General features: G+C 68.8%; 10 protein-coding genes. 8 read left to right on the top strand and 2 right to left on the bottom strand.

The genetic code is table 11. The annotated features are described in order from the left end of the window. Positions 1 to 32 precede the first annotated feature (32 nt). Positions 33 to 1,724, bottom strand: a complete 1,692-nt coding sequence (locus RQG77_RS01365) for an ABC transporter substrate-binding protein (RefSeq protein ID WP_311243094.1) — start codon at positions 1,722 to 1,724, stop codon at positions 33 to 35. Between the two features lie 246 nt (positions 1,725 to 1,970). Between RQG77_RS01365 and RQG77_RS01360 the strand changes: the two genes are divergently transcribed. The 7 genes from RQG77_RS01360 to RQG77_RS01330 are packed head-to-tail and all read left to right on the top strand — an operon-like array spanning position 1,971 to position 9,316. Further along, entirely contained in the window at positions 1,971 to 2,687 is a 717-nt protein-coding gene (locus RQG77_RS01360) for an NrtR DNA-binding winged helix domain-containing protein (RefSeq protein WP_311243093.1), read from the top strand. Next, the gene (nadA, locus tag RQG77_RS01355; protein WP_311243092.1) at positions 2,684 to 4,021 is read left to right on the top strand and encodes a quinolinate synthase NadA; all 1,338 of its coding nucleotides are present in this window, start codon (positions 2,684 to 2,686) and stop codon (positions 4,019 to 4,021) included. The genes RQG77_RS01360 and nadA overlap by 4 nt, the downstream gene beginning before the upstream one ends. Next, positions 4,018 to 5,526, top strand: coding sequence for an L-aspartate oxidase (gene nadB, locus RQG77_RS01350; RefSeq protein WP_311243091.1), 1,509 nt, complete (start codon positions 4,018 to 4,020; stop codon positions 5,524 to 5,526). The genes nadA and nadB overlap by 4 nt, the downstream gene beginning before the upstream one ends. Continuing rightward, entirely contained in the window at positions 5,526 to 6,377 is an 852-nt protein-coding gene (gene nadC / locus RQG77_RS01345; RefSeq protein WP_311243090.1) for a carboxylating nicotinate-nucleotide diphosphorylase, read from the top strand. Before nadB ends, nadC begins: the two co-directional genes overlap by 1 nt. Before the next feature lie 5 nt (positions 6,378 to 6,382). Then, positions 6,383 to 7,522, top strand: a complete 1,140-nt coding sequence (locus RQG77_RS01340) for a cysteine desulfurase family protein (protein WP_311243089.1) — start codon at positions 6,383 to 6,385, stop codon at positions 7,520 to 7,522. A gap of 52 nt (positions 7,523 to 7,574) precedes the next feature. Next, the gene (locus tag RQG77_RS01335; protein WP_311243088.1) at positions 7,575 to 8,522 is read left to right on the top strand and encodes a glycosyltransferase family 2 protein; all 948 of its coding nucleotides are present in this window, start codon (positions 7,575 to 7,577) and stop codon (positions 8,520 to 8,522) included. Between the two features lie 20 nt (positions 8,523 to 8,542). Beyond that, the gene (locus RQG77_RS01330) at positions 8,543 to 9,316 is read left to right on the top strand and encodes an SDR family oxidoreductase (protein ID WP_311243087.1); all 774 of its coding nucleotides are present in this window, start codon (positions 8,543 to 8,545) and stop codon (positions 9,314 to 9,316) included. Positions 9,317 to 9,399: 83 nt separating this feature from the next. Here the strand turns inward: RQG77_RS01330 and RQG77_RS01325 are convergent, their stop codons facing one another. Next, positions 9,400 to 11,445, bottom strand: coding sequence for an ABC transporter ATP-binding protein (locus RQG77_RS01325; protein ID WP_311243086.1), 2,046 nt, complete (start codon positions 11,443 to 11,445; stop codon positions 9,400 to 9,402). A 170-nt stretch (positions 11,446 to 11,615) separates the two neighbouring features. On the opposite strand from RQG77_RS01325, the gene RQG77_RS01320 reads away from it, so the two are divergent. Further along, positions 11,616 to 13,094: a DHA2 family efflux MFS transporter permease subunit gene (locus RQG77_RS01320; protein WP_311243085.1), complete on the top strand. Its 1,479-nt coding sequence runs from the start codon at positions 11,616 to 11,618 to the stop codon at positions 13,092 to 13,094. The last annotated feature ends 7 nt before the right edge of the window (positions 13,095 to 13,101 follow it).

Raw genomic sequence — 13,101 nt, 5'->3', positions numbered from 1 at the left:
ACCTTGCTTCCTGCTCCCCCGACCTCATTTCGTTACTTGACCGGCTCGAGCTGCGTCAGGACATAGCCTGCCGCGATCGCGCCCCAGGACGGCGGGAAGGCGTAGAGGTCCTCCTCCGTCGGCCAACCCGTGAAGTCCTTCGTATTGTAGAAGGTCTGCGTCGCATTGATCACGAGCGGGATGTAGGGCAGGTCGCGGACGATCTCGGTCTGGATCGTGCCGTACAGCTCCTTCTTCTCTGCCTCGTCGTTCGTGCTGATCGCGGCCTGGACCGCCTCGTCGACGACGGGGTTGCTGTAGCGGCTGAAGTTCCAGCGTCCGGCCGGGACCTCCGAACCCACGGCTGCGGTGGAGCCGACGGTGGTGCCGCCGAACCAGTCACGGTAGATCTGGAACGGGTCGGCCACCGACGTGCCGATGACACCGCCGACGATCAGCTGGAAGTCACCGCCCTGACGGGCGTCGGAGAACTCCTGCCACTGCACTGTCGATGCGGTGACCTTGATGCCGGCAGCCTCGGCCTGCTCGGCGATCAGCTTCGCGGCGTCGTTGTAGTCGGTCCACCCGTCGACCGAGATCAGGCTGAGCTCGAGCGGCTTTCCGTCCTTGGAGTAGAAGTCGCCGTCCTTGGTGTAGCCGGCAGCCTCGAGGATCTCGCCCGCCTCTGCGGCGTTCGCCTCCTGCGGGCTGACCTCGTTGGCGGGGTCCGCCACCCACTTCTCGTCGCGGGGCAGCAGCGCGAAGGTCGGCGAGATGTCGCCGGTCAGCCCGACGAACGCCTTGTCCTTGATCGCGGCGCGGTCGATCGCGACGTCGAGCGCCTGACGCACGGCGACATCGGTCTGCGGACCGGTGCAGCCGAGCTCGGCGTTCGAGCAGGTGTAGAGCACGGTCGGATCCTGCGGGGTGTTGATCCAGTCGATCGCGCCGTTGCCCGTGACGTCATCCGGATTCGGGATGAACATACCCGTCCAGTCGAGCTTGCCGGCGGCGAGCAGGTCCTGAGCCGTCTGGTTGTTGTCGACCGCGATGTACTGGACCTTCTTGACGCCGAGGTCGTCGGCATCACGGAAGTTCTCGTTGGCGACGAGCGTGTACGACTCGCTCGTCGTCTTGTCGACGATGTAGGCGCCGGAGCCGACCGGCTCCTCGTTGGCGAAGTTCGCGAAGTCCGCGACCTCCGACCAGACGTGCTCGGGAAGGATGTAGGTCGACCCCAGACGCTGGAACTCGGTCGTGTACTGCGCGGTCGTGTAGGTGAGGACGACGGTGGTGTCATCGGTCGCCTCGGCTGAGACGAGACCGTTGCCTTCGGGGTTGTTGGCCTCGTAGGTGAAGGAGAACGCCACGTCGGCAGCCGTGAGGGGCTCGCCGTCGCTCCACTTGAGGTCGGGCTTGATGGCGATCGTGATCACCGTGCCGTCCTCGTTGTACTCGAAGGAGTCGCCGATCAGGCCGACCGGGTCGGCGTCGGCCGTCTTGTTGTAGAAGAACAACGGCTCGTAGATGGGGCCGAGCGCGCCATGGAGCACGGTCGGTGCGAACGGGTTGTAGTTCGCGGTGATGGGGGTCTGGCTGCCGGCCCACACGCGAAGAGCCCGGTCGCCGTCGCCACCGCTCCCCTCGTTGCCGCCGCCTGCGCCACAGGCCGTCAAACCCAGGGCGAGGACGGATGCCCCCGCCACAGCGGTGAGCGCGATCTTGCGCCTTCCGTTACGGATCATTCTGTATTTCCTCTCGGTGCTGCACTGCAGGAGGGATCTCCGGGATGGAGCCGAGTCCCGGATCGGAACTCGCGACAGATCCCCGTGAAAGGGATTTGTTAGGACAGTAACCTAACAAATAGCCATCCGGGCAACAAGAGGCCAGAACGCTGGTATATAACGTTTCGGCCTCAGGGGCTCGTCTGTCACACAGGTGCACTAAGAGTCGCGATGACACTAAGATCGGTCTCGGAGGTTAAGGTACTCATGACTCAAACCAGGGGCATCGATGTCGCCGTGTCGACGGTGATCCTCACGCTGCGTCGCACCGAGGACGGCGCCGCTGTGCTCGCGCTCCCGCTGGTCCTCCGCACCCGCGAGCCGTTCGCCGATCAGTGGGCACTTCCGGGTGGTTGGCTGACTCCTGCCGAATCACCGGTGGACGCCGCCGCCCGCACACTCGCAGAGACCACGGGTCTCACGCCCAGCTACCTCGAGCAGCTCTACGCCTTCGGAGCCGTCGACCGCTCCCCCACCCGCGTCGTGTCCATCGTCTACTGGGCGCTGCTCCGGCAGGACGAGGTCGACGCGCAGAGCGCCGCGCATCGGGCATCCGGTCTCGCTCCCGAGAACGTGCGCTGGTTCGATGTCGGCGACCTGCCGCCGCTCGCCTTCGATCACCGCAAGATCGTCGACTACGCGCTCTGGCGCCTGCGAAGCAAAGTCGGCTACAGCCGCGTCGCGCACGGCTTCCTGCCGGCCGAGTTCACTCTGGCCGACCTCCGAGAGGCTTACGAGGCGATCCTCGGCAAGCATCTCGACCCGGCCAACTTCCGCCGACAGGTCGAGTCCGCCGGCAACCTCCTCCCCACCGACCAGTTCCGCACCGGCAGTCACCGCCCCGCCCGCCTGTACCGCTACAACACCGATGTCGAGCTGGCCGATCACGGCCCCCTCGGCCCCGAGGAAACGAGCACCCGATGAGCATCACCTTCGTTCCGACCCCGGCAGTCCAGCCCCTCGACGCGTCCGTCGACCACGCGATCCAGTCGATCGTGACGGGCGCTTCGACCGATGAGACCTGTACGACCGACCTCGCCGTCGGCCCCTGGGACTTCGACACGCGCCCCGGCTACGGGCCCGGGTCGTCGATGGGCGACGTCATCCCGACCGGATCTCCGCGCCAGGGCGAGCTCCCGGCCGCGTATCGCGAGGCGAGCGAAGACGAGCTCGACGAGCGCATCCGTGCGGCGAAGGCAGCTCTCGGCGACCGGGCCGTCGTGCTCGGACACTTCTACCAGCGCGAGGAGGTCGTGCGTCACGCCGACTACGTGGGCGACTCGTTCCAGCTCGCGACCGCGGCGAAGGAGCGACCCGATGCCGAGGCCATCGTGTTCTGCGGCGTGCACTTCATGGCAGAGACCGCCGACCTGCTCTCCGGCCCCGACCAGGCCGTGATCCTGCCGAACCTCGCAGCCGGATGCTCGATGGCAGACATGGCCGACATCGATCAGGTCGAGGACTGCTGGGAGCAGCTCGCCGATGTCCTCGGCGATCTCGACGCTCAGGACGAACACGGCCGAGTCCCGGTGATCCCCGTCACGTACATGAACTCCTCTGCCGCGATCAAGGGCTTCGTCGGCAGGCACGGCGGGATCGTGTGCACCTCCTCGAACGCGCAGACCGTGCTCGAGTGGGCGTTCGAGCGCGGTCGACGGGTGCTGTTCTTCCCCGATCAGCACCTGGGCCGCAACACCGCGAAGGCGATGGGCGTGCCCCTCGAGCAGATGCCGATGTGGAACCCGCGCAAGGCGCTCGGCGGATCCACGGCATCCGATCTGCTCGATTCGCGCGTCATCCTGTGGCACGGGTTCTGCTCGGTGCACCGCCGGTTCACGGTGGCCCAGATCGACCAGGCGAGGGCGGAGCACCCTGACGTTCGTGTCATCGTGCACCCCGAGTGCCCGATGGACGTCGTGGACGCTGCAGACGAGGCGGGCTCCACGGATTACATCCGCCGGGCGATCGCCGCCGCGACCGAGCCCACGACCTTCGCGATCGGCACCGAGATCAACCTCGTACGCCGACTGGCCGCGCAGTTCCCGCAGCACGAGATCTTCTGCCTCGACCCTGTGGTGTGCCCGTGCTCGACGATGTACCGCATCCACCCCGGATACCTGGCGTGGGTGCTCGAAGAACTCGTGGCAGGGCGCACTCCCAACCGGATCACGGTCACGCCGGACGTGGCCGACCCCGCGCGGGTCGCCCTCGAGCGGATGCTGGCGGCGAAGCCGCCGGTGGTGGCGAGCGCCCGATGAACGTCGTCGTCGTCGGCTCGGGCATCGCCGGCCTCACCGCCGCGCTGCATGCCCACGAGGCGGGGCACGCGGTGACGGTCGTCACGAAGGGTGCACTCGGCGACGGATGCACCGGATTCGCCCAGGGCGGCGTCGCCGGAATGTACGGCCCGGCGGACTCGGCGGCTCAGCACGCCGCGGACACGATCGATGCGGGTGCCGGGTTGTCCGACGCCGCCGCGGTCGACGTGCTCGTGCAGGACGCCGCCGAGCGGATCGCCGAACTGATCGCGCGAGGAGTCGCCTTCGACCGCAGCCCGGACGGCGAGCTGCTGCTCGGGCGCGAGGCAGCGCACAGCCACGCCCGCATCGTGCATGCCGGAGGTGATGCGACCGGCGCCGCGATCGCGGACGCGCTGGTCGCCGCCACCCGGCGTGCGCCCATCACCGTGGTCGAGGCCGCGTTCCTCGCCGACCTCGTGATCGAGGACGGCGTCGCGCGCGGCATCCGCGTTCTCGTCGACGGCGCCCTCTCAGACCTCGGGGCCGACGCGGTGATCCTCGCCACCGGCGGCGCAGGCCACCTCTACGCGCACACGACGAATCCGGTGGGAACCACGGGCGACGGCATCGCCGCGGCCCTGCGTGCCGGTGCGGCGGTCGCGGATCTGGAGTTCATGCAGTTCCATCCGACGATCCTCGCCGAGGGCCCGGCGTTCCTGGTCTCCGAGGCCGTGCGCGGCGAGGGCGCGACACTCATCGATGTCGACGGTCGGCGCTTCGTGTTCGACTCCCACCCCGACGGCGAGTTGGCTCCTCGTGACGTCGTGTCCCGCGCGATCGCGCGCCAGGCCGCAACTCAGGGTTCCCCGGTCCGTCTCGACGCCACGATGCTGGGCGCACCCGTGCTGGCGCATCGCTTCCCGACGATCGACAGGGTGACGCGCGAGCGCGGTTTCGACTGGGCCACGCATCCCATCCCCGTGACTCCCGCCGCGCACTACCTGATGGGCGGAGTCGTCACCGATCTCGACGGACGCACGTCGGTCCCCGGGCTCTTCGCCGTCGGCGAGGTCGCCCGCACCGGCGTCCACGGTGCGAACCGCCTCGCCTCGAACTCACTGCTGGAGGGCGCCGTCTTCGGCGCACGCGCGGCCACCGCCGTGGGCATGCCCTGGAGGTCGTCCCCCGCACCCCTGCCCGCGGACACTCGCAGCGCCACGAACGGCGGTACCGCCGGCGCTCGACCGCACCCGGATGGCAGACCGTTCAGTCGCCCCGCGCTGCAGCGGCTGATGTGGGATGACGTCGGGCTCCTCCGCACGGACGAGGGGCTCGAGCGGGCTCTCGAGGCCGTCATCGGCTGGCGGTCCACCGCGCCCGCACCCGCCACGGTCGCCGAGCGCGAGGACGCGAATCTGCTCCTTCTCGCCGAGGCCACGGCATCCGCCGCACTCGCCCGCACCGAATCGGTCGGCGCCCACTACCGCGAACCCGTCGCCTCGCCCCTCCTGGAGACCGTCTGATGCTCACTCACGCACTCATCACCCGCGTCGTCGGGGCAGCCCTCGAGGAAGACGCGCCGTGGGGCGACCTCACCAGCACGACGCTGCTTCCCGCAGACGCCACCGCCGCCGCCGACCTGGTCGCCAGAGAATCCGGGATCTTCAGCGGCGGTGAGGTCTTCTCCGCCGCCTTCGCTCTCACGGATCCGTCGATCACGATCGACGTGCATGTCGGCGACGGCGATCGCTTCGCCCCCGGCGACGTGCTGGCCTCGGTGTCGGGTTCGGCCCGCGGCATCCTCACCGCGGAGCGCATCGCGCTGAACTTCGCACAGCGGATGAGCGGCATCGCGACCCTGACCGATGCCTATGTGCGGGCGATCGAGGGATCCTCGGCTCGCATCGCCGACACCCGCAAGACCACCCCGGGTCTGCGCGCCTTCGAGCGTCACGCCGTGGTCTCCGGCCGCGGGCACAACCACCGCTACTCGCTGTCGGACGCTGTGATGGCCAAGGACAACCATCTCGCCGTGCTGCAGCGCTCCGGTGCCGACCTGGCCACAGCCCTGCGCGAGGCGTTCTCCCGCCTGCCCCACACGACCCACGTGGTCGTCGAGGTCGACCGGCTCGATCAGATCCCGGCCGTGCTCGACGGCGGAGCGCACACCGTGCTGCTCGACAACTTCTCGCTCGAGGATCTCCGGGCGGGTGTGGCGTTGATCGGCGATCGCGCGCAGGTCGAGGCCTCCGGCGGGGTGAGCCTCGACACGGTCGGCGACATCGCGAGGACCGGGGTGGACGTGATCTCGGTCGGTGCGCTGACCCATTCGGCACGCGCGCTCGATCTCGGCCTGGACGTGCGGATCGACTGATCCCGATGCTCTATCTCGATCACGCTGCGACGTCTCCGGTCCGTCCTGAGGTGCTCGATGCGATGCGTCCGTACCTCACCGGCATGTTCGGCAATCCCTCCAGCCACCACACCTACGGTGAGGCCGCGGCGAGCGCGCTCGACGACGCGAGATCACGGGTCGCGCGGGTGCTGGGGATGCGCGCCGGCGATGTCGTGTTCACGGCGGGCGGCACCGAGGCGAACAACCTCGCGGTCAAGGGGATCATGCTCGCCGCTCTCGCGGACGGCCGCCGTCATCTGGTGATCTCGCCGATCGAGCACCAGTCGATCCTGGAGTCCGCGGACTACCTGCGGCGCTTCCACGATGTCCAGGTGTCGACGGCGGCTGTGGACTCGCAAGGACGGATCTCCGCGGCATCCCTGCGACAGGAGATCCGCCGGGACACCGCGCTGGTCGCCCTCGGGCACGCCAACAACGAGATCGGCACGATCCAGGATGTGGCCTCGCTCGCGGAGGCGACCCGCGCAGCCGGTGTTCCGCTGCATGTCGACGCGGTGCAGTCCGCGGGGTGGCTGCCGCTCTCAGGAGTCGGAGCGGATGCGATCGCGATCGCCGGGCACAAGCTCGGAGCGCCCAAGGGGATCGGCGCCCTCGCCGTGCGGGGCCGAGTCCCCCTCGAACCTCTCCTGCACGGGGGCGGTCAGGAGCGCGGGCGTCGGTCGGGGACGGAGAACGTCGCCGGGGCGGTCGGTCTCGCCGTGGCGTTGGAGCTCGCCGAGGCGGAACGCGACGCCGTCGGCCCGCGGGTCGGAGCGGCGACGCAGCGTCTCATCGCCGCCGTCCTCGCAGCAGTTCCTCAGGCCGCGCTCACGGGAGATCCGGTCCGTCGGCTCCCCGGTACCGCGAGCTTCACCTTCGCAGGAGTGAGCGGCGAGGCCGTGCTGCTCGAGCTGGAGCGCCGGGGCGTGGTGTCGTCGAGCGGGTCGGCGTGCGCCGCCGGGAGCGACGAGCCGTCGCACGTCCTGCTCGCCTGCGGCGTCGATCCCTCCGTCGCGCAGAGCTCCGTGCGGTTCACCTTCGGTCATGCACCGCTCCCCGACGATATGCCCGACCGACTCGCAGCCCTCGTGGCAGAATCCGTGCGCGCCGTCATGGATGTCTGAGAGCGAGACGCCTGAGAGGCGAGACCTCCGTAGGCGGCCATAGAATCGGCTGGTGACCGCCCCCGCCCCGATCGTGACCCTGATCGTCCCCGGCCGCGACATCGCCGGCTTCGCCCCGGCCGCACTCGATTCGCTGCGTGCGCAGACCGAGAATCGGTGGCACGCGATCCTCATCGACGACGGCTCTACCGACGACACCGCCGAGATCTTCGCTGCGGCTGCGGCATCCGATCCGCGCTTCCGTGCCGTGCGACATGAGGCGTCGCGCGGGCTCGGCGCCGCGCGGAACGTGGGGATCGACCTCGTCGACACCCCGCTCGTGGGGTTCCTCGACGCCGACGATGAATTGACCCCCACCGCGCTCGACCGTCTCATCGGAACCCTCACCGAGACGGGGAGCGACTTCGTGGCCGGTGCCTACGTGCGCTCGCGCTTCGACGGCGAACGCTACGTCCCTGGACGCGTGCAGCCCTGGGTCGAGGCCGCCACGTCGCCGGCACGACTCGGCACCACGATCGTCGAGCACCCCCGGGCCAGTGCCAACATCGTCGCCTGGTCGAAGATCAGCCGCACCGAGCTCTGGAGCGACCTGCGATTCCCCGAGGGAGTCGCCTACGAGGATCAGGTGGTCGCTCAGCTCATGTACTCGCGAGCACGCGCTTTCGACGTGATCCCCGACACGGTCGTCCGGTGGCGCCTGCGGGCCGACGGCACCTCGATCACGCAGGGCCGCGCACAGCTTCCCGTGCTCCGCGACTACCTCCGGGCCCTGCGGGGAGGCATCCGCGTGCTGCACGACGCCGGTGCGCACGCAGCCGTCGCCGCGCGCCTCGAGCTGATCCTGGCGATGGACCTGCCGCCGCTCCTCGAGATCGCCGCCACCCACCCCGACCCCCGCTACGCCGAGGACGTGGCGTCGTTCGCCGCCGAGATCCAGGCGCTGCCCGAATACGCCGATGCCCGCCCCGATCCCGCTCTCACCGCTGCCCTGGCGTGGTGAGCGCACTCCCCAGGAGACACATGAACGGCTACCTCGCCGACCTCTTCTCGCTCGACGGTCGCACGGCGGTCGTGACCGGAGGCAGCTCCGGCATCGGTCGCGGCATCGCCACGGCACTCGCGAAGGCGGGCGCCTCGACCGTGATCGTCGCTCGCGGCGAGACCAGGGTCGAGGAGACCGTCGCCGAACTCTCGGATGCCGGATGCCGTGCGGCGGGTGTCGTCGGCGATCTCAGCACTCGGGAGGGGATCCGTGCCGTGGCGGAAGCGGCCACCGTTCCCTTCGGGGAGCCGGACATCCTGGTGAACTCCGCCGGCATCAACATCCGTCCACCTTTCGCCGAGATCACCGAGGACGACTGGGACGCGACGATGACCGTCAATGCACTCGCACCGTTCCTGCTCGGGCAGCGTTACGGCGTCGGCATGGCCGAACGCGGATACGGCAGGCTGATCCACATCAGCTCGCAGCAGGCGCACCGTGCCTTCGTCGGCAGCGGGATCTACGGGGTGTCGAAGGGCGCGGTGGAATCGCTGATGCGGTCAGAGGCCGAGGCCTGGGGCGGCACCGGCGTCACGAGCAACACGCTCGTCCCCGGGTTCGTGCTCACGCCGCTGAACGCCCGCCTGCAGGAGGACCCCGCCCAGATCGCCGCCCTCGCCGCCCGTACGATGATCGGTCGCAACGGCCTGCCTTCGGACTTCGCCGCAGCCGCAGTCTTCCTGGCTGGTGCGGGATCGAGCTACGTCACCGGTCAGTCGCTGTTCATCGACGGCGGCCTCTCAGTGCACTGACACCAGCTCGGTGCACTGACACCAGCTCGGTGCACTGACACCAGCTCGGTGCACCGACACCAGCTCAGCGCACTGAGAGCGGCTCAGCCCTCGGCCGGGTACACTCTCTCGTCGGCGCGTGGAGCGTCGAGCAGCGGCACCGACGCGGTCAGGGTCGCGACCGCATCCGCTCCGGCAGAGTCCGCCGGGGCGCGATCGGCCCGCCGGTCGGCGAGCGCTGCACTCACTCCCCCGGCCACCGCCTCCTCGATGACGGCCTCGGTCTCGATCACCCGAGACGCCGCGACCTGCTGTGCGGCGAGCTCGGCATAGAGTCCGCCACGAGCGATGAGCTCGGCATGGGTGCCGGACTCGACGATCTGCCCCGCCTCGAGCACGTGGATGACGTCCGCGCCGATCACCGTCGACAGTCGGTGCGCGATCGTCAGGGTCGTGCGGCCCTTGGCCGCCTCGTCCAACGCCTCCTGCACGACGCGCTCGGAGACGGTGTCGAGAGCCGATGTGGCCTCATCGAGCAGCAGCACCGGCGGATCCTTGAGCAGTACCCTGGCGATCGCGATGCGCTGCTTCTCGCCACCCGAGAGCCGGTAGCCGCGCTCTCCGACGACCGTGTCGTAGCCGTCTTCGAATCCGGCGATGATGTGATGGATGTTCGCCGCGACGCAGGCGGCGATCACCTCGTCCTCCGTCGCACCCGGCTTCGCGTACAGGAGGTTCTCGCGGATCGTCGCGTGGAAGAGGTAGGTCTCCTGCGACACGATCCCGACCTGATCGATGATCGACTCCTGCGTGAGCGTGCGGACATCGGCCCCCGCGAACAGCACGGCGCCGCCGTGAGCCTCGTACAGGCGCGGAGCGAGGTAGAGCACGGTCGTCTTGCCCGCTCCCGAAGGACCCACGAACGCCACGTGCTTCCCCGGCTCCGCGACGAACGAGACACCCTGGAGTGTGGGGCGCGCGTCCGGCGCGGCATCGGGATAGCGGAAGACGACGTCGTCGAACTCGATCCGCCCACGCGGCCCTGGCGCCTCGGTGACCGTGATCGCATCCGGTGCGTCCTGGATCTCGGGGACGAGGTCGAGGTACTCGAAGATGCGCGCGAACAACGCCGACGAGGTCTGCAGATCAAGAGACACCCGCATGAGGCCCATCAACGGCTGGAGCAGACGAGCCTGGACCGTGGTGAACGCGACGACGGTGCCGGCGGTGATCGCTCCGGTGCCGCCCGCGATCAGGTATCCCGAGACGAGGTAGATGACGGCCGGCACGCTCGCCATGAGCACCTGGACGACGGCGAAGAAGCCCTGCCCGCTCATCGCCCTCCGCACCTGCAGCTTCACCTGGTTGCGGTTCTCCGCCTGGTACCGCTGGGATTCGGTGCGCTGCCGGTTGAACGCCTTGGACAGCAGCATCCCGGACACGCTCAGCGTCTCCTGCGTGATCGAGGTGAGCTCAGACAGCGACTCCTGTGTCTCGCCCGCAATGCGCGCACGGACCTGGCCGACACGTCGCTGCACGATGATCAGGAAAGGCATCAGCACGACAGCGATCAGGGTCAGCCGCCAATCGATCAGGATCATCGCGACCAGCGAGGCGATCACCGTGACGACGTTGCCCAGGATGCTGGTGACCGTGTTCGTCAGCACGCCCGATACGCCGCCGACGTCGTTCTGCAGCCTCGACTGGATCACCCCGGTCTTCGTGCGCGTGAAGAAGCCGAGCTCCATCGCCTGCAGGTGCTCGAAGAGCCGTACTCGCAGATCGCCGGTGACGCTGTTGCCCACCGTCGAGGTGAGCCAGGTCTGGGCGACGCCGAGAACGGCGGAGACCAGGAACAGCCCGACCATCGCCGACACGAGCCAGATGAGCAGCTGCAGCTGCGGACCGCCGCCGTCGACGGGGAACAGCGCGTCATCGAAGATGCGCTGCACGATCAGCGGCGGGATGACCGCGATGGCCGCGCCTATGACGACCAGCACGCCCGTCCAGAAGATGCGCCACCGGTACGGCCGGAACAGGGTGATGACCCTGGCTCCGAGTCCGCTGATCCGCGGCGCCTCGGCATTGAGCCGACGCTGTGCACTCTCGTCAACGCCGCGGAATCCGCCGCGACCGCCACCCATGCTCATGTCGCCAGCGTAGTCAGGGTGGCGGACGCCGGGCCGCCCGCGGCATCCCGAAGCACCGCTGAGAGCGGATCCAGACGGATCCGGAATGAAATGTCCGAAGCTGTGGTTACGCTGAATGGTCCCCGCGCACTCGCGCGATCTCCCCCCTCTCTCAGTGCCTAGGAGGCCGTATGTCTGCCGTCGACACCGGGTCGATCACCACGCCCCCTGCCGTAGGCGGAGGCGAGATCTCACGCAGTGACATGCGTGTGATCTGGCTCCTGCTGGTCGCAGCGTTCGTCGCCATCCTCAACGAGACGACGATGGGGATCGCGATCCCGCACCTGAATGCGGATCTCGGCATCCCGCCCGAGCTCGGTCAGTGGTTGACGAGCGCGTTCATGCTCACCATGGCCGTGGTCATTCCGACGACCGGTTTCATCCTGCAGCGCTTCACGACGCGCCAGGTCTTCATCGCCGCGATGATCTCGTTCTCGCTCGGAACCCTGGTCGCGCTGGTCGCGCCCGGCTTCGAGGTGCTGCTCGCCGGCCGCGTCATCCAGGCCGCCGGCACCGGGATCATGATGCCGCTGCTCATGACGACGATCATGAACGTGGTGCCGCCGCAGTCGCGCGGTCGCATGATGGGCCGTGTCGGTCTCGTCATCTCCCTCGCTCCCGCCATCGGTCCGACGATCGCCGGCGCGGTGCTCGAGACCCTCCACTGGCGCGCGCTGTTCGCGATCATCCTGCCGATCGCGCTGATCTCGCTGCTCATCGGCGCCAAGTGGATGACGAACCTCGGCGAGACCCGCGAGGTCCCTCTCGACGTGCTCTCCATCCCGCTGGCGGCCCTCGGATTCGGTGGCATCGTCTTCGGTCTCAGCCAGTTCGGTGGCGAGGGCGGATCCGGCGAAGCCGCCGGCGTGACCGCACTCATCGTGGGCGCCGTCGCGCTCGCGCTGTTCGTGTGGCGTCAGCTCGTCCTGCAGCGCATCGACGACGCACTGCTCGACCTGCGCGTGTTCCGTTCCGCGAACTTCACGTTCTCGGTCATCATCATGACGATCCTCGCGCTGTCGATGTTCGGCACGCTGACCCTCCTGCCCCAGTATCTGCAGAACGTCGCGGGCCTCAACGCCCTCGAGTCCGGCCTCATTCTGCTGCCGGGTTCCGTGCTGATGGGTCTGCTCGGTCCGATCATGGGTCGCGTGTACGACGCGCGCGGAACGCGCCCGCTGCTGATCCCCGGAACGATCCTCGTCTCGGCGGCCCTGTTCTACTACTCGACCGTGGGCGAGCACACCGTGTGGTGGGTGCTGATCATGGTGCAGGCCGCGATGTCGGTCGGACTCGCGATGTCGTTCACGCCGCTGTTCTCCGCCTCACTCGGATCCCTCCAGCGTTCGCTGTACTCGCACGGATCGGCTGTGCTCAACACGCTCCAGCAGGTCGGCGGGGCGGCAGGAGTCGCCGTGCTCACCGTCACTTACTCGGCGATCCTGCACGCCGGCGAGGCCGAAGGGCTGCCGACGGCTGCGGCCGGCGCACCGGGCGCACGAATGGCGTTCCTGATCGCCGCCATCATCTCGCTCGCCGCCGTCGCGCTGAGCGCCTTCGTGCGCAAGCCCGCAGATGACATCGCCGGCGGAGTGCACGGCGGACACTGATCACCGC

The organism is Microbacterium sp. WCS2018Hpa-23 (genome assembly GCF_031843845.1).
Taxonomy (GTDB): Bacteria; Actinomycetota; Actinomycetes; order Actinomycetales; family Microbacteriaceae; genus Microbacterium.
The sequence above is the reverse complement of the archived record's forward strand: the minus strand, read 5'-3'. Positions and strand labels throughout refer to the sequence as shown.